This window comes from Burkholderia sp. (genome assembly GCF_018375725.1).
Taxonomy (GTDB): domain Bacteria; phylum Pseudomonadota; class Gammaproteobacteria; order Burkholderiales; family Burkholderiaceae; genus Burkholderia.
The window spans coordinates 1-16,298 of the sequence record NZ_JAHACR010000011.1 but is presented as its reverse complement, the minus strand read 5'-3'; the positions used below and the strand labels follow the sequence as shown (position 1 = coordinate 16,298).

Below are 16,298 nucleotides of genomic sequence, written 5' to 3'. Positions count from 1 at the left end.
CTCCTGGAATCCGGGTTGTTCCGAGGAGTCATCATGGCAAAGATCAAGCTCACCAAGACCGCCGTGGAGTCGGCCCAACCCCAGGCCAAGGATGTTGAACTGCGAGATACCGTGGTGCCCGGCTTCCTGTGCAAGATTACCCCGACCGGCCGCCGGGTGTTCATGCTCCAGTACCGCACGAACTCCGGCCAGCCCCGCAAGCCCTCGCTGGGGCTGTACGGGGAGCTGACCGTCGAACAGGCACGAGTCAAGGCACAGGACTGGCTGGCCGAGGTTCGCCGGGGCGGCGACCCCGGCGGCGCCAAGGCCGAGGCGCGCAAGGCGCCCACGATGGCCGAGTTGTGCAAGAAGTTCATGGAGGACTACTCCAAGAAGCGCAACAAGCCCAGCACGCAGGACGGCTATCAGGGCGTCATAGACCGCAACATCATCCCGCTGCTGGGCCGCAAGAAGGTGCATGACGTGAAGCGGCCCGACATTGCCGGGCTGATGGAGAAACTGGCCTACAAGCCGACCGAGGCGAACAAGACCTTCGGCGTGCTGCGCAAGATGTTCAACCTGGCCGAAGTGTGGGGCTACCGCCCGGACGGCACGAACCCGTGCCGCCACGTCCCCATGTACCCGCCGGGCAAGGAAACCCGGCTCATCGTGGACGAGGAAATGGTGCGGATCTTCCGCCAGTTGGAGAAGCTGGAGGCGGAGGGGCTGGAGAACTACGTCATCCCGCTGGCGATCCGCCTGCAATTCGAGTTCGCCGCCCGGCGCTCCGAAATCTGCCCGCTCGAATGGAGCTGGCTGGACTTCGAGAACCGGCGCGTGGTGTGGCCCGACAGCAAGGTCGGCGGCATTTCCAAGCCCATGAGCGAGGAAGCCTATCGGCTGCTTTCGACGGCGCCGCGCCGGGAGGGCTGCCCCTACGTCCTGCCATCGCCGAACGACCCGGCCAAGCACCTGACCTTTGGCGAGCACTATGGCGGCTGGTGCCGGGTGCTCAAGGCCGCCGGCGTCCCGCACGTCGGCACGCACGGCATCCGCCATCGCTCGACCACCGACATTGCCAATTCGGGCGTGCCGACCAAAGTGGGCATGAAGCTGACGGGCCACAAGACCGTGGCGATGTTCATGCACTACGTCCACACCGAGGACAAGCCGGTGCGCGATGCGGCCGAGCTGGTGGCCAGCCGCCGCCAAGCCATCACGGGTGCGCGCCAGCTTGCGGAGGCGGCGGCATGAACACGCGCCGGTCATCCGCAGCATCGTCCGCAGCGCCTTCGGCGCTGCTGGGCGACATTCGGGCACTGATCGAGGCGGCGCGCAAGCGCGCCGCCTCGACGGTGAATAGCGAGCTGACGATGCTCTACTGGCGCATCGGCCAGCGCATCCGCACGCACGTCTTGGACGGACGCCGGGGCGCCTACGGCAAGGAAGTCCTGCCCACCCTGGCGGCGCAGTTGGTGAAGGAGTACGGCGGCAGTTTTGCCGAGCAGAACCTGCGCCGCATGGTGCAGTTCGCGGCCACCTTCCCCGACGAGCAGATTCTCGTATCACTGATACGAGAATTGAGCTGGACGCACTTCATCGCCCTGATCCCGCTGAAAGACCCGCTCCAGCGGGACTATTACGCGCAGATGGCGAGCGCCGAACGCTGGAGCGTCCGGACGCTGCGCGAGCGCATCGACTCGATGCTGTACGAGCGCACGGCGCTGTCTCAAAAGCCGGGCGAGACGATCGCGCACGAGCTGGCGACGATGCGCGATGCGCAGCGCATGTCGCCCGCCCTGGTCATGCGCGACCCGTACATCCTCGACTTCCTGGGGCTGCGGGACACTTGGCAGGAAGGCGACTTGGAGGCGGCGATCATCCGCGAAATGGAGTCGTTCTTGTTGGAGCTGGGCGCGGGTTTCAGCTTCGTGGCCCGGCAGAAGCGCATCCAGATCGACGGCGAGGATTTCCACCTCGACCTGCTGTTTTACAACCGCAAGCTGCGGCGGCTGGTGGCAGTGGAGTTGAAGGTCGGCGAGTTCAAGGCAGCTTTCAAGGGACAGATGGAGCTTTATCTTCGCTGGCTGGACAAGCACGAACGGGAGCCGGAGGAAGCCTCGCCGCTGGGGATCATCCTTTGCACCGGCAAGAAGCGCGAGCAGATCGAATTGCTGGAGTTGGACAAGTCGGGCATCCACGTCGCCGAGTACCTGACCGCCTTGCCGCCGAGGGGCGTGCTGGTGGAGCGGCTGCAACAAGCAACGCAACGGGCGCAGTTGCAGCTCGAGCAGCGCAAGACCGACAACGAATAGTCCTGTCCCAAGCAGTCGGGCGTCCCGGCGTACCGCCGTCGCGCTGTCGTGCTGCGCATCGAGCCTCGCTGCGCGAGTCTCGCCCCTGTCGGGCTTCCATCACTGACGCCTCCGGCCCGGCTCGCTGATCCGCGCCTGCGCGCTTCGCTTGCCAAAAACCCGCGTGCGTGGGGTGGTGTGAGGGGGCGGTCTTGCTGTGTCCCTTCACCGTATCACGGCGTTCTCGCCGTGCAAGGGCTGCGCGCGCCTTGCGCGCTTGCGTCCTGGCGGCCGTCTGCGACCCCTGACTGCTGCGCTGCGCCGTGAGGGCGACGGTTCCGGGCAATTCCGCCCTTGCAACCGGAGAACCGTCATGAACGACAAATCACACGTTTCCCTCGAACAGCACGTTTGCCTGGTCTGCGGCACGGCGTTCGACACCGGCGCGATCCTGCTGGACAAGCGCCTGCGCGCGAGCATGGAGCGCCACACGGCGACCGGCTGGGGCCTGTGCCCCGAGCATCAGAAGCTGGCCGACGATGGCTTTGTCGCGCTGGTCGAATGCGATCCGCAGCGCAGCGGGTCGCAGGCTGGCGGGCGCATGAAGCCCGAGCAGGCATACCGGACGGGCCGGCTGGCCCATCTGAGGCGCACGGTGTTCGCGCAGGTGTTCAACGTGCCGATCGCGGACGAGCAGGCTTGCGTGTTCGTTGAGCCTGGCGTGATCGAGCAGTTGCAGTCGATGACAGCGCCGGCGGCGGGCTGATTGCGTCGTGCGGCCTTCGGTGCGTCGCTCCTTCGCGGGCGGCGCACTTTTTCATATCCCCCCAGGGGGGATACAATTGCCACATGAACGCGACACACAAGCACTCAACCCATCCCGATCTCGTGAAGCGGCTGAAACGCGCCGATGGTCATCTTCGGCACGTCATAGGGATGATCGAAAGTGGCGAATCCTGTCTCGACATCGCCCGCCAGCTCGCGGCGGTGGAAAGCGCGGTGACGGCCGCAAAGCGCGTCCTGATCCACGACCACATCGACCATTGCCTGGCCCATGACGAAGACTCCGTTTTGACCGAAATGAAGGCACTGACCAAACTGCTCTGAGGCCCGCCGATGCTCTCCGTCCTGAAGAACCGTACCTATCGTCACCTGTTCGCCGCTCAGGTGATTGCGCTTGTCGGCACCGGCCTGATGACGGTGGCCCTTGGCCTGCTTGCCTACGATCTGGCCGGGGCGAATGCCGGCGCGGTACTCGGGACGGCACTCGCAATCAAGATGCTGGCCTATGTCGGAGTCGCCCCGGTCGCGCAGGCGTTCGCCGACCGGCTGCCGCGACGGTCGTTGCTCGTTGCCCTTGACCTAGTACGAGCATCCGTTGCGCTCTGCCTGCCCTTTGTCAGCGAAATCTGGCAAATCTATCTGCTGATCTTCGTCTTGCAGGCGGCGTCCGCAGGCTTCACGCCGACCTTTCAAGCCACTATCCCGGACATCCTTCCCGACGAAGACGAGTACACGAAAGCACTGTCGCTTTCCCGGCTGGCCTACGATTTGGAAAGCCTGATTTCCCCGATGCTGGCCGCCGCGCTACTGACGGTCATCAGCTTCCACAACCTGTTTGCCGGAACGGTTCTCGGCTTCCTCTTGTCAGCCGCGCTTGTGGTCAGCGTGAGGCTTCCCACAACCGTTCCCGGCCCGTGTCGTGGCATATGGGATCGTACTACGCGGGGCACGCGCATTTACCTCGCCACGCCGCGCCTTCGGGGTCTGCTGGCGATCAGCCTCGCTGTGGCAGCAGCGGGGTCAATGGTGATCGTGAACACGGTGGTCATCGTGAAGGCACGCTTTGGCCTGGGCGAATCCGAGGTAGCGTGGGCGCTGGCGGCCTTCGGAGGCGGGTCGATGGTTGCGGCCTTCGCGCTGCCTCGCCTGCTCGACAAGATTGCTGATCGACCTGTCATGATTGCGGGAGCGACGATGCTGGTTGTGGGAACGGCAGCCGGGGCAATGATTCCGACCTATGCCGTTCTGGTGGTGATCTGGTTGGTGGTCGGCTTCGGCTACAGCGTGGCGCAAACACCTTCCGGCCGGCTGTTGCGCCGCTCCGCTCATCCCGAGGATCGCCCCGCGGTCTTTGCCGCGCAATTCGCCCTGTCCCATGCGTGTTGGCTCATTTGCTATCCCTTGGCCGGTCGCTTCGGCGCTGCCTTTGGGCTGCAATCGACCTTCATCATCATGTCGCTGATTGGTCTTGTCGGAGTGGGACTGGCGCTGTGGCTCTGGCCCGCTAGTGATTCTTCCGACATCGCCCACGATCATCTACCGCCAGATCATCCTCACTAGCGCGAACAAGCAGACCGAGGCGGGCACCGTCATCCCATGATCGTTGACGATCTGCACCGGGACTGGGCGCGCATTTAAGAACTGCCCGCCTTTCACATCGCTGATGCCTCCGGCCCGGATTGCTATTCGGGCCTGCGCGCTTCGCTTGCCAAAAACCGCGTGCGTGGAGGTGCGAGGGAGGCGGTCTTGCTGTCCCCTTCATCGTGCCACGGCGTTCTCGCCGTCAAGGGCTGCGCGCCGATGGCGCTTGCGTCCTGGCGGCCGTCGTTGACCCCTGACTGCTTGCGCTGCGCCGTGCCCCGGAAGGGTCGGGCAATTCCGCCCGGCAACCTTTCAGGAGTTCACCATGAACAACGCACTCATCACTGACGAGCAGCGCATCGTGCTGCTGGCCAACGGCCGCGAATCCTTGGAGAACCCGGACTTCGATCCGGCACCCGTCGTCAAGCTGTTCACGCCGGATGCCGGCGCGACCTGGCTGCTGACCGAGATTGATCCCGATGACCACGACCACGCCTTTGGTCTTTGCGACCTGGGCCTGGGGATGCCGGAAATCGGCTGGGTCAGCCTGGGCGAGCTGGCGACCGTGCGCGGCAGGCTGGGCCTGCCGATCGAGCGCGACCTGTCTTTCCGCGCCGAGAAGCGGTTGAGCGCCTACGCGCGCGATGCCCGGTTGGTCGGGCGTGTCGTCGTCTGAACCAGCCCTTGGAGCGCCGCAAGGCGCTCCTTGCGCTTTCCCAACCTTCGCAGGAGATCAATGCCATGAGCAGCCATCACGACTACATCATCGAAATCACGGCGCAACACGATGCGCTCAAGCCGTTCGCGCCGGAGAACGGTCAGCCCTTGCGCTTCAAGATCGGCGACGCGGTGATCTACACCAACGAGTTTGGCGCGCAGTTCCGGCGCCGCGTCACCGGGTTCTACCAGCCTACCGAGCCTTCGGGGCTGTATGCGCGTGGCAGGCGCTACTACCTGAACTCGACTTCGCCTTGGATGCCGGTTGCGGAATCCAGCCTGCGTCCTGACGACTCGGCGTGATGCCTAAGTGCCCCTGACGGGGCGCTGCGCGCTGCGTTTGCCTCCAGGGGAAAGCCCTGCGGGCTATCCCCGCCGCGCGGAGCTTGGCGCCCCTCAAAGGCCGCCGAACCGGCTGCGCCGGATCGGCCAGACCGCAGCAGCCGCTGTCGAACCTGTTTCCCGATGACTGGCGCATGAGCTTGTACATCGAGCCTTGGAGTCCGTGCGTCCCCGGCCAAGAAACATGGCCGGTCGCGCTGTCGTGCGCGTAGCGCATCGAGCCGCCTGCGGCGTCTCGCCCCTGACGGGCTTCCATCGTTCCCTCGCTCCGCTCGGCTGACGCCTCCGGCCCGGATTCCTAGATCCGGGCCTGCGCGCTTCGCTTGCCGTGCTGTCGGCGTGCTGAGGGGCCGTTGCCATGTCCAACCGTCTCCCCTGACTTCATCACCTTCACCGCGACTGTAGCCCGCGGCCGTGTGCCGTCAAGGCGCGCAGGGCCGTGTCCTCGGCTGCGCCTGCGGGCCGCACCAACCCTGCGCTTGCCTCCTTGACGGCCCCCGTCCGCGCGCTCCTGACCGTCGCGGGCGATGAACTCAGGAAAGACGGTGGCAACAGGGCCAACCGGGTTCCTCGTGCCGACCGCACCGAACCGCCGAAAGGCTGGGCTTCCGAATCTAGGAATCCGGTGTGCGGTGAACAGCAACCCCTTTTTTCTTTGTCAGGAGAAATGCCATGCAACTCGCATCCCGCTTCGCTTCCCGTTCCCCGGTGCTGCGTTCGGAACGTCCCTTGTCCGACGACCAAATCCGGGCCGTGGCCCCGTCCATCTTCGCGGACGCCCCGCACGAAAGCCGCTCTGAGCGGTACAGCTACATCCCCACCGCGACCGTGCTGCAAGAACTGCGCGGGGAAGGCTTCGAGCCTTTCATGGTGACGCAAACCCGCGTGCGCCACGACGACCGCCGCGACTACACCAAGCACATGATCCGGCTGCGCCACGCCAGCCAGATCAACGGCCGCGAGGCCAACGAAATCATCCTGCTGAACTCCCATGACGGCACCAGCAGCTATCAGATGCTGGCCGGGATGTTCCGCTTCGTTTGCAGCAATGGCCTTGTCTGCGGCGACACCGTGGCCGACGTGCGCGTGCCGCACAAGGGCGACGTAGCCGGGCACGTCATCGAAGGCGCTTACGAAGTCCTGCACGGCTTCGACCGGGCGCAGGAATCGCGCGATGCCATGCGCGCCATCACGCTCGACGCCGGGGAATCCGAAGTGTTCGCCCGCGCTGCGCTGGCGTTGAAGTACGACGAGGACAAGCCCGCGCCCATCACGGAATCGCAAATCCTGATGCCACGCCGCCACGACGACGACCGCCGCGACCTGTGGAGCGTGTTCAACCGCACGCAGGAGAACTTGACCAAAGGCGGCCTGTCCGCCCGCGCCGCGAATGGCCGCCGCCAGACCACCCGGCCCGTGCAGGGCATCGACCAAAGCGTGCGCCTCAATCGCGCCCTGTGGCTGCTGGCCGATGGCCTGCGCCAGTTGAAAGCCTGAATCCCCACGCGGCAGGGGCAGGCAGCAGCCCTTGCCGCTTCTCTCGCTGCTGCATCCCAACCGCAAGGAGTTATCACCATGAACGCTGTACTCAAAACCGAAACCGTCGCCATCGAAGCCGCCGCACCGCTGGAAGTGGCCGATCCGACCAAGAACCTGATCTTGGTTCCGCTGTCGCAACTGTTGCCGCGCCGCTCCAAGCGCAACGTCCGCACGACCCCGCGCCAGTCCATCCCCGAGCTGGCCGCGAGCATTGCCCGCATCGGCCTGCTGCAAAACCTGATCGTGATTGCATCCGCCGATGGCGAGGCTTACGAGGTGGTGGCAGGCGACCGCCGCCTGACCGCCTTGAAGCTGCTGGCGAAGAAGAAGCGCATCCCCACTGACTACGAAGTGCCGTGCCTGCTGGTGGCCGATGCGTCCGCCCGCACCGTCAGCCTCGCGGAGAACGTGCAGCGCGAGAACATGCACCCCGCCGACCAGTTCGCGGCCTTCGCCGCGCTGGTCAAGGAAGGCCGGCCCGTCGAGGACATTGCCGCCGACTTCGGCGTGTCCCCGCTGGTGGTGCAGCGCCGCTTGAAGCTGGCGAACGTCTCGCCGCGTCTCATGGCCGACTACCGGGCCGGTGGCGTGACGCTGGAACAGTTGATGGCCCTGACCATCACCGATGACCACGCCGCGCAGGAAGCCGCGTTCTATGGTGCGCCGGAATGGCAGCGCAGCCCGTCCAAGCTGCGCGAGCGCCTGACCGAGCGCGAAATCGACGCCACGCACGCGCTGGTGCGCTTCGTCGGGCTGGACACCTACCGGCAGGCAGGCGGCGGCATCCGCCGCGACCTGTTCGCGGAAGGCGATGCCGGAACCTACCTCACCGATACCGCAGTGCTGGAAACGCTGGTGCGCGACAAGCTGGCAACGCTGGCCGAGGACGTGCGCGGCGAGGGTTGGGCATGGGTGGAGGCCGTGCCGCATCTGGCCTACGAGGAACGGCAAGCGTTCCAGAACGCCCCGCGCCATCGCCGCGAGCCGACCACCCGCGAGGCCCGCCGCATCGCCTCGCTGGAAACCCGCCTCGAAAAGATCGACGCCGAACTGGAAGAAGCCTGCGACGCCGAGGACGAGGCCAAGGCCGAGAAGCTGGAACAGCGGCGCGATCAGGTGGTCGGGGAACTGCAAGACGCGGAGGACGCCTTACAAGGCTATGCGCCCGAGGTGCGCGAGGTGGCTGGTGCCATCGTCACCATCGACCGCAACGGCGAGGCCGTCATTCATCGCGGCCTGCTGCGCGAAGCCGAGGCCAAGGCGCTGCGCACGCTGGAAAAGCTGCGGCGCGGTTTCGGCAGCACCGAAGGCGAAGCCGCCAACGACGAGCACGAGGACGCCGACGACGCGCCCAAGGCCGCGAGCCTGTCCGACCGGCTGGCGCAGCGATTGAGCGCCCACCGCACGGCGGCGCTGCAAATCGAAGTCGCACGGCATCCGCACGTCGCGCTGGCCGCGCTGGTGCATGACATGGTGCAGACCGTCTTGCAGCCCGACGCCTATGGCGATGGCCTGCCGCTCGGCGTGCGCCTCACGGCGCAAGACCGGCTGGAAGGCATGGCCCCGGACTGGCCGGAATCGCCTGCTGCCGTGGCGCTGCGCGAACTGCAACAGGTGGCAGGTGAAGCCTTGCCGGAGGACAGCGCCGAACTGCTCGCCGTGCTGCTGGCGAAGTCGCAAGACGAACTGGTGCGGCTGCTGGCCGTGTGCGTGGCCTCCACGGTGGACGTGGTGACGCCTCGCGCCACGCCGCACCAGCCCGGCGCAGAACTGGCGCAGGCCGTGGGCCTCGACATGGCCGCATGGTGGAAGCCGACCGCAGAAGGCTACTTCAAGCACGTTCCGAAGGCCGTGATTCTGGATGCCGTGGGCGCGTTCGCACCGGAATCCGTCACCCGGCTGGCGAAGCTCAAGAAGGCCGACATTGCCAGCGAGGCCGAGCGGCTGGCCGATGGTACGGGCTGGATGCCCGCCATCTTCAAGGCCGCAGGCCCGCAGGATGCCGCGCAGGAGGCAGGCCCGGAGCAGGACGCCCCGGAAGATGCCGAAGCAATGGCGGATGAACCCGCCGAGGCGCTGGCCGCTTGACCCGCGCCGAAGGCAAGCGCCCCGGCCTCGACCGGGGCGCTTCGCTGGAAGGAGAAGCCCCCATGACCCGCACCACCACCCGCCGCCCGCGCATGGCGGCGATCTACGCCCCCGGCACTGTGCGCGCCCGCCGCTGGCACGGCGCAGGCGACGTGCGCGGCTACCGTCCGCCCTCGGGCTGGACAGCCCGCGCCGACCTCACCGACATTCATCCCATCACAGGCCGCGCCTTGCCGCGTGCCGTGTGGTGGCTCATCGAGACGAAGGGATAACCGCGATCAGCACCGCGCCCAGGCCGTACCGTCCTGGGCGCGGTGGACGCAAAATCCGGGCGCGGCAGTGGCCGCGCCCGGTGTTCCAAGCCCACAGCCGAATCGGAACGCCGCCGCCATCACGGAAGTTCAGGCGGCGGCGTTGACGTGACCGGGCTTCCCGCCCGGCGATGGCAGGCCCGCATGGGCCTGCAAGCCGAAGCGCCCGCAGTGCGCAGGAATCACCCGCAGTTTTCGGCTTGCCGCGTGCATACCCCGCAGCGTAAGCCGCGCCCATTTCATCAGAGGCATGTCCGCGTTTCCTGCTTGGAAATCTGGAACGGCCTGGGCGTGTCGGCGCGCAGCGCCGCCGGGCTTTCGGGCTACGCCCCGTGCCGTCTTTGCCGTCACGGCCCATTCGGCTTCAATCCCTCACGCCTTCGCGCCTGCGGCGCTGCGCGCTTCGCTTGCCTCCAGGGGAAAGCCCTGCGGGCTATCCCCGCCGCGCGATGCTTGGCGCCCCTCGATGCCGCCGAACCGGCTGCGCCGGATCGGCCCGGCCCGCGCCCCGCCGCGACGGACGGGGCGCTGGCGAACACGCTGGCGCTTGCTGCGGCAGGTTGTGCAGGTGCATGCCGTCCTCAACGCTGGCGGTGCCTGCCCATCACGTCACGAAGGAGGTTCACGGACAACCCGCCCGGCATCGCTATGGAGCTTCCACGCCACGCCTCAAGAGCGGCGCCGCAAGGTGCGGCAGGGGCGTTCTCGCCTGTCGTCGGGTGGTTGACCTGGCCCGCGTCAGCGGGCGAGCCGGCGAAGCCTTCGGGCGGGGATGCCGAGTCGGCCCCATCTCCTTTCGGAGCGGTTCGGCCCAAGGCGTCCTTGTCTCGTTGTGAATCCTGGCGGGGCGCGGCTGCGCCTCGGGCTTCATGGCTGCAACCGTCCGGCGAAAACAATTTCCCCGCCGCTGCGCGGCTTCCTCGCGCAGCAAATTCTTTTCGCCTCCAGGCTCTCCACTGCGTTTCGACCGCAAGCGGTGCAGCCAGCCCGTCCCCCGCCGGCCGGATCACAACAAGGACGCGATGGGCGCGAACCTTGTTCAACCGAAAGGAGAAATCATCATGGCCAACATCGGCACCTTCACCGCAGACAAAGACGGCTTCACCGGCACGCTGCGCACCCTGACGCTCAACGTCAAGGTCAAGCTGGTTCCCAACGACAAGGGCAGCAGCGAGAACGCCCCCGACTTCCGCCTCCAAGCCGCCGGCCACGACATCGGCGCGGCGTGGAACAAGACCAGCGAGGCCGGGCGGGAATACAAGTCCGTGACCCTCGACGATCCTTCGTTCCCGGCTCCGGTCTATGCCCGCCTGATCGAAGGCGAGGACGGTACGCACGACCTGATCTGGTCGCGCAGCAAGCCCCAGGCGGCGTGACCGCCGCAGCGCCCCGCCCATCGCGGCGGGGCGCTGTGCTGCTGTTCGCAGCACATCACCACGTCACGCGCGCGGCTTCGCCGCGCCGCGCTCCTTCAGCACCGCCTCCAGCTCCCGGCGCACCTGCGCCAGCAGCTCGTCGGCATTGTGCGGGCTGTCGCCCGCGTAGGCCAGCGTCAGCAGCGTGAGCGGGTGGATCTCCATCACCTCGCACAGCTCGGCCAGCTTATGCAGGGTCGGGCTTTTCAGGTCGCGTTCGAGGGTGCTCATATAGGTGCGGCTGGACACGTCAGAGAAGGCTTCCTGGCTCAAGCCACGCGCCTTCCTGACTGTCTTCAACGCCTTCGCCAATGAGTTCCCAGCCGCCACCTATGGTTTCCCTCGAAAAACCAAGATGACAGCCCATTGCGCCCTATAGGGCTACAATCTATAGTGTTCATTTGGTGTTCTACGTTTTCGTGCCTTTACGGAAATCCGCATTTGCTGGTTCCAGCAAAGCCACGCAAGCGCATCCGTGCTTGCACACGAAGGCGTAAATCCGGTTTGGCGGTTCTGCGCTTGGGCGTGAAACCGCATCCGTGCATCATTGGATTTGTGGGATTGCCAACCATGCCCCAGCCACTCGCCACCGTCCCGGAGCGCGCGCAACTGCTCGCCAACGGCGAGGCTCGTGCCGCCGGCCAGGCCATCGACCCGGTGCCCGTGGTGCGGCTGTTCACGCCGGACGCGCATGTGACCTGGCTGCTGGCCGCACTCGATCCCGCCGATGGCGACACCGCCTGGGGCCTCATCGACCTGGGAATCGGAATGCCGGCGCAAGGAACCGTCAAGCTGTCCGAGCTGGCTGGCATCGTCGGGCCGCATCAGCAGCCCGTGATGCGCGACCGCTACTTCCGGCCCACGCGCACGCTGTCGGAATACACCCGGCTGGCCGAGCGCGACGGGGCTATCCCGGACTGAACACAGCCTACTGTGACTTTTTCAGTCTGGTGTCATACCGGGCAGGTCTCAATCGAGATTCTTGCGGCGTAGCCGCGCCAGTCTGATCCAAACGGACATGATGCCTGACGCGGACTGCGGCAGGCTGGCCTGTACGGCGTCCCACGGGAGGGACGCTGCCGCCGCAGCATTGAGACGAATACCGCAACGCATCGGAGCCAGTCGGACTTGACAGCCCAACTATTCCCTTAACCCATTTCGTTCTGATGACACCGATGTAGCACGTAGTTCTTCCGTCGCGGCCAGTCCTGTTCGCAGGGAGGTTGCGTCATGGTCGATCGCAGCGCCGAGCACTGGTATCCGACTGCCGCGTATCTGTACGTGCTGCACTTGGACGACCTTGGGACGGCCTGGGAATATCTGCGCAGAAACCCCGATTACCGGCTCGACTGGCTGCGCCATCATCGCCGGCCGAAAGCCGCGCAGCAGGCGGCGCATCGCTGGGGCTTGCGCCTGCTGGAAGATCCGGCGTTGGATGCGCGCGACGCGCATCCAGCCTGGTTGCCCGGCCATGTGGCCGTGGTGCAGCTCTATCCCGACGCCGATCCGCCGCAGTATGCTCCCGCGTTCACGTTTTGGCGCATTGCCGGGCACAAGCAACTGCTCCATGACGGCAAAGGGCTGGCGCTGATGGCGCACAGCCCAGGTCATTGCCTGCGCTTCGCGCTGGCGCCCGGCCTGGAAGACGGGATGGCTGTCGCCTATGCCCGCCGCGGCGGCGCCGCCGCACCTGCGCGCAACCATGCGCTCGGCGCGGCCCTGGCTTCTGCGAAGCCCAGGCCGGCACCCGCCGCGCTGCTTGAGCTACACACCTTGCAGGCGCTCGACGCAACCCTAGCGGGTGCGTCCTTGCGCGAGGTGGCCGAAGGCTTGTTCGGCGGCGATGCCGCAGCCGATTGGTACAGCGACGGCGGCCTGCGCTCCAAGGTACGCCGCTTGGTACGGCGCGGCGATGCGCTGATGCGCGGCGGCTATCGCCGCCTAGCACAGCTTCCGCCGCTTGAGAAGGGTCGTTTTGAGGACGACGCAAAACGGCCCTGAGCAGGACAGCTTGGTTTTCTGAGACTGCCTCCATCCGGTTGCGCTGTGTGGCCGGAGCTTTGAAAGCTATGGAGGTTCACACCATGCGTCCCGCTCCTTTGCGGCCTGCCGCCACTGTCTCGACCGCTGCCGCGCAGCCCCAACGCTATCTCACCAACGACGAAGCCGCCGAGTACCTGCGGCTGTCGCCGCGCACGCTGGAAAAGCAGCGCGTGATCGGTGGTGGTCCGCGCTTTCGCAAGTTCGGCCGGCGCGTCATGTACGCCGTGGCCGACCTCGATGCCTGGGCCGCCGATCGCAGCTTCGAGACGACTTCCGATCCCGAGTACGCCGAGCACCACTCGGCCGACAGCCGTGCGCGCTGATCGGCGGCGCGCGGCAGGCCATCACCATGTCCAGCTCCGCGCTGCCGTTCCGGCAGCGGTCGTTGCAGGAGCGCGAACAGCTCGACCTGTTCCGCGCCTTGCCCGGCGACATGGCGCCGCGCGACAGCCAGGACTTGATGGCCTATCCGTTCTTCTCGCTCGGCAAGTCCAAGCGGGTCAAACCCATCGACTTCCGCGCGGGCAACGTGACGATCCGCGTAGAGGGCACGCAGGAGCACGGCATCGCCACGATTTGGGATGCGGACGTGCTGATATGGGCGGCCTCGCAGATCGTGGAAGCGAAGGACGCGGGCCTGCGCCCGTCGCGGCTGATGCGCGCGACGCCCTACGAGATCCTGCGCTTCATCGGGCGCGGCAAGTCGCTGCGAGACTACCAGCGCCTCAAGGCCGCGCTGGATCGCCTGCAATCGACCACGGTGGCCACGTCCATCCGCGAGACAACAGGCCGGCGCCTGCACCGCTTTTCGTGGATCAACGAATGGAAGGAACTGGCCGATGCCAGCGGCACGCCGCTGGGCATCGAGCTGATCCTGCCGGACTGGTTCTTTGCCGGCGTGCTCGACGCCGCGCTGGTGCTGACCATCGACCCGGCGTATTTCCGGCTCACCGGCGGCATCGAGCGGTGGCTGTACCGCCTGGTGCGCAAGCACGGCGGCAAGCAGGCATACGGCTGGCAGTTCGACTTTCGCTATCTGCACCAGAAGTCCGGCAGCACCGCGAAGCCCTACGACTTCGCCTGCGATCTGCGCGCGCTCGTCGCGCGGCAGTCGCTGCCCGGTTACGTCCTGGGCATCGAGCGGATGCCCGACAACGGCATGGAACTGCTGACGTTCCGGCCCGTGCCGCAGACGGCACGGGGATAACTCCGGGAAAGCCTGTGAATGGTGTCGTGCTATCAGGCGTGCGGGGTATCGTGCTATCAGGCGTGGGACTATCGTGCTATCAGGCGTGCCGATCGGCCGCAAACCCGCGCCAGCACTGGGTTTGCGCGTCCTCTAACTTCCCTAACTTAGTTTCTCTAACTTTTAGTAGGGAAACGCCGCTGCGGTGGACAACCACCCCGCGGCCACAAACGCAGCAGCAAAAGCCCGGCTTTCCAGCATGGAGGGCCAGGCCATGATCGTCGCACTGCTCAACCAGAAAGGCGGCGTCGGCAAGACCACGCTCGCCACGCACATCGCCGGCGAGTTGGCGATGCGCGGCCAGCACGTCGTCCTGCTGGACGCTGACCCGCAGGGCTCATCGCTGGACTGGACGCAGCGCAGAAGCCAGCAAGGCTTGCCACGGCTGTTCAGCGCCGTGGGCCTCGCACGCGAAACGCTGCACCAAGAGGCGCCGGAACTCGCCAGGCGGGCCGATCACGTCGTCATCGACGGCCCGCCGCGCATCGCCGCCTTGGCGCGCTCCGCGCTGCTGGCGGCCGAGCGCGTGCTGATCCCGGTGCAGCCCAGCCCCTACGACTTGTGGGCCAGCGCTGAGATGGTGGCGCTGATCCGCGAGGCGCAGGTATTTCGGCCTGCGCTGCGCGCGGCCTTCGTCATCAATCGGCGCGTCAGTACCACCGTGATCGGGCGCGAAGCACGCCAGGCACTCGCCGACCAGCCGCTTCCTGCGCTGCGCGCGGAAGTGCATCAGCGCATCGTGTTCGCCGATAGCGTGGCCGCTGGCCGGCTTGCACGCGAGACGGCACCCGACAGCGCCGCCGCACGCGAAATCACTGCGCTGGTGGACGAATTGCTGCGGTGGCCGACATGACCGCGAAGCCGCCATCGAACAGCAAGCGCACGGCAAAGCGCGTCGGCATCGGCGCGCGTCCGCCCGCGAATCCGCACGCCGAGGCGTGGATTCGCCAGGGCGACGCCGATGCGCTGGGCAAGGGCGACCTCTACACCGCCCGTCTGACTCTCTACATCACGCCCGCGATGCGGGCACGCATCAAGGTGTCGGCCTTCACGCAAGGCGTGACCGTGGCCGACCTGCTGCGTGGCCTGTTGGAGCGGGAGTTTCCAGAGCACCGCAGGGAGAACGCACCATGACTGCATCCGCTTCGCCTGCCGCTGGCGCGGCTACGGCTGCACTTGCCGGCCAGCCTGCCAGCGCGCCGCTGACGCGCGTGGCGCTGGCCTACATCGAACCACGCTTCAAGCTCTACCTGCGCTTCGGCGAACCTGCGCGCACGCACCAGCTCGACCGCTGGCGCCGTTGCGCGGTGTTCCTGCCGGGCGCCATGTTGTGCCGTATCCGCTGGCAGGCCAACGACTACGGCACTGTGCGTTGGCAGCTCATGGTGATGCAGGCTTGCACGCCGCTGGATGCAGCGCAGCGCATCCCCGGCGTGCAGCCGGGGGCGCGCTTGCTGCTCCACGCCGAAGGGGAGAACCAGGTGCGCGCGGTGCTGGAGTGCATCGACGCCATCGAGGCGCTGGGCATCGCGCCCGCCGCTGTCTCGCCCGCGTACTGGCGCACGCTCGCCAACCGGCTCGCTGCACGCCTGCCGCTGCCCGAATACACCGCCGAGCGGCACGCTGCCTGGCTAACCGGGAGGACGCTGCCATGACGCTTCCATCCGCCGTTGCCAGCGCAACCGGCATCCCGCCGCATCCTCGCTCGCGCCTGCGCGCTCGCCTCGTGTTGGCGGGCCTGTCCGCCTGCGGCCTCGCTGCGCTCGCCTGGGCGTCCTTCGTGCATCCGCTGCCGCGCCTGATCTACAACCCGTCCGACAGCGTGGCGGTCGGCTGGTATCGCGTCGATCCGCAAGGCCACGGCACCGACTCGCCGCCACGTCCCTTGTCCGTGGGCAGCATCGTCCTGACCACGCTGCCGCCAGACGCCGCCGCGCTGGCCGCGCAGCGCGGCTACCTG

The 16,298-nt window shown here is 66.8% G+C and carries 19 protein-coding genes and 1 pseudogene; 19 read left to right on the top strand and 1 reads right to left on the bottom strand.

Annotated features, from left to right (window positions below; genetic code table 11):
* Positions 1–33 precede the first annotated feature (33 nt).
* The 11 genes from KH616_RS03880 (at position 34) to KH616_RS03830 (ending at position 11,010) form a co-directional block, all read left to right on the top strand.
* Positions 34–1,233 (top strand): site-specific integrase, encoded by a 1,200-nt coding sequence (locus KH616_RS03880; RefSeq protein ID WP_023114164.1) that lies wholly within the window; start codon positions 34–36, stop codon positions 1,231–1,233.
* Entirely contained in the window at positions 1,230–2,294 is a 1,065-nt protein-coding gene (locus KH616_RS03875; RefSeq protein ID WP_023114165.1) for a PDDEXK nuclease domain-containing protein, read from the top strand. The genes KH616_RS03880 and KH616_RS03875 overlap by 4 nt, the downstream gene beginning before the upstream one ends.
* 352 nt (positions 2,295–2,646) lie before the next feature.
* Positions 2,647–3,039, top strand: a complete 393-nt coding sequence (locus KH616_RS03870; protein WP_023114166.1) for a hypothetical protein — start codon at positions 2,647–2,649, stop codon at positions 3,037–3,039.
* Positions 3,040–3,122: 83 nt separating this feature from the next.
* Positions 3,123–3,380: a metal-sensing transcriptional repressor gene (locus KH616_RS03865; RefSeq protein ID WP_003111693.1), complete on the top strand. Its 258-nt coding sequence runs from the start codon at positions 3,123–3,125 to the stop codon at positions 3,378–3,380.
* Positions 3,381–3,389: 9 nt separating this feature from the next.
* The gene (locus KH616_RS03860; protein ID WP_366834252.1) at positions 3,390–4,616 is read left to right on the top strand and encodes an MFS transporter; all 1,227 of its coding nucleotides are present in this window, start codon (positions 3,390–3,392) and stop codon (positions 4,614–4,616) included.
* 346 nt (positions 4,617–4,962) lie between these two features.
* On the top strand, positions 4,963–5,313 hold the full coding sequence (locus KH616_RS03855) for a DUF2958 domain-containing protein (protein WP_023114168.1): 351 nt from the start codon (positions 4,963–4,965) through the stop codon (positions 5,311–5,313).
* 65 nt (positions 5,314–5,378) lie between these two features.
* Positions 5,379–5,657: a hypothetical protein gene (locus tag KH616_RS03850; RefSeq protein ID WP_023114169.1), complete on the top strand. Its 279-nt coding sequence runs from the start codon at positions 5,379–5,381 to the stop codon at positions 5,655–5,657.
* 711 nt (positions 5,658–6,368) lie between these two features.
* Positions 6,369–7,193, top strand: a complete 825-nt coding sequence (locus KH616_RS03845; protein WP_017677013.1) for a DUF932 domain-containing protein — start codon at positions 6,369–6,371, stop codon at positions 7,191–7,193.
* A gap of 78 nt (positions 7,194–7,271) precedes the next feature.
* Positions 7,272–9,323: a ParB/RepB/Spo0J family partition protein gene (locus KH616_RS03840; protein ID WP_023114170.1), complete on the top strand. Its 2,052-nt coding sequence runs from the start codon at positions 7,272–7,274 to the stop codon at positions 9,321–9,323.
* A gap of 62 nt (positions 9,324–9,385) precedes the next feature.
* Entirely contained in the window at positions 9,386–9,595 is a 210-nt protein-coding gene (locus KH616_RS03835; RefSeq protein ID WP_023114171.1) for a hypothetical protein, read from the top strand.
* Between the two features lie 1,100 nt (positions 9,596–10,695).
* Entirely contained in the window at positions 10,696–11,010 is a 315-nt protein-coding gene (locus KH616_RS03830; RefSeq protein WP_023103964.1) for a DUF736 domain-containing protein, read from the top strand.
* Between the two features lie 63 nt (positions 11,011–11,073).
* Here KH616_RS03830 and KH616_RS03825 read toward each other — a convergent pair whose 3' ends face one another.
* Positions 11,074–11,379 (bottom strand): helix-turn-helix transcriptional regulator, encoded by a 306-nt coding sequence (locus KH616_RS03825; RefSeq protein WP_292236707.1) that lies wholly within the window; start codon positions 11,377–11,379, stop codon positions 11,074–11,076.
* A 240-nt stretch (positions 11,380–11,619) separates the two neighbouring features.
* Here KH616_RS03825 and KH616_RS03820 point away from each other — a divergent pair, with 240 nt between their 5' ends.
* From KH616_RS03820 to KH616_RS03785, 8 genes and pseudogenes are all read left to right on the top strand, one after another.
* Positions 11,620–11,970 (top strand): DUF2958 domain-containing protein, encoded by a 351-nt coding sequence (locus tag KH616_RS03820; protein ID WP_023103962.1) that lies wholly within the window; start codon positions 11,620–11,622, stop codon positions 11,968–11,970.
* 309 nt (positions 11,971–12,279) lie between these two features.
* Positions 12,280–13,050: a DUF2285 domain-containing protein gene (locus KH616_RS03815; RefSeq protein WP_023114173.1), complete on the top strand. Its 771-nt coding sequence runs from the start codon at positions 12,280–12,282 to the stop codon at positions 13,048–13,050.
* 83 nt (positions 13,051–13,133) lie between these two features.
* Positions 13,134–13,415 carry a helix-turn-helix domain-containing protein gene (locus KH616_RS03810; protein WP_003107109.1) on the top strand — a complete coding sequence of 94 codons (282 nt, stop codon included), beginning with the start codon at positions 13,134–13,136 and terminating at the stop codon, positions 13,413–13,415.
* A 26-nt stretch (positions 13,416–13,441) separates the two neighbouring features.
* Positions 13,442–14,299 (top strand): replication initiator protein A, encoded by an 858-nt coding sequence (locus KH616_RS03805; RefSeq protein ID WP_023103960.1) that lies wholly within the window; start codon positions 13,442–13,444, stop codon positions 14,297–14,299.
* Positions 14,300–14,552: 253 nt separating this feature from the next.
* Positions 14,553–15,191 (top strand): ParA family partition ATPase, encoded by a 639-nt coding sequence (gene parA / locus KH616_RS03800; protein WP_023114174.1) that lies wholly within the window; start codon positions 14,553–14,555, stop codon positions 15,189–15,191.
* Positions 15,188–15,472: a chromosome partitioning protein ParB gene (locus tag KH616_RS03795; RefSeq protein ID WP_292236984.1), complete on the top strand. Its 285-nt coding sequence runs from the start codon at positions 15,188–15,190 to the stop codon at positions 15,470–15,472. Before parA ends, KH616_RS03795 begins: the two co-directional genes overlap by 4 nt.
* Positions 15,469–15,993: a DUF2840 domain-containing protein gene (locus KH616_RS03790; protein ID WP_023103957.1), complete on the top strand. Its 525-nt coding sequence runs from the start codon at positions 15,469–15,471 to the stop codon at positions 15,991–15,993. Before KH616_RS03795 ends, KH616_RS03790 begins: the two co-directional genes overlap by 4 nt.
* A pseudogene (locus tag KH616_RS03785) lies at positions 15,990–16,298 on the top strand (S26 family signal peptidase); the annotation flags it as partial. The gene KH616_RS03790 and the pseudogene KH616_RS03785, both read left to right, overlap by 4 nt.